Source organism: Vibrio sp. S9_S30, from assembly GCF_014694455.1.
GTDB lineage: Bacteria > Pseudomonadota > Gammaproteobacteria > Enterobacterales > Vibrionaceae > Vibrio.
The window spans coordinates 1-252 of the sequence record NZ_JAAUWT010000210.1; the positions used below are offsets into that span (position 1 = coordinate 1).

Annotated in this window: 1 protein-coding gene; it reads left to right on the top strand. The window is 61.1% G+C overall.

The genetic code is table 11. The features are described from left to right. A partial coding sequence (locus HC752_RS24565) for an Ig-like domain-containing protein (protein ID WP_190337770.1) occupies positions 1-252 on the top strand: 252 nt, incomplete at both ends.

Sequence of the window (252 nt, forward strand, 5' to 3'; positions counted from 1 at the left end):
AAGCCGAAAGCGGCGAGACCATCGCGGTGAGCGGTACGGCGACAGGTGGCGATATCGCAGAAGGCGATAAAGTGACCCTGACCATCAATGGTAAGGCTTACGAAACCACGGTAGATGCGACGGGCAACTGGACAGTGGATGTGGCGGGCAGCGACCTGGCAGCGGACACCGAGTTCACGGTGAGCGTGGCGTCAACGGATGAGGCGGGCAACACAGTCGACAGCACCGCGACCTCCACGCATACGGTGGATA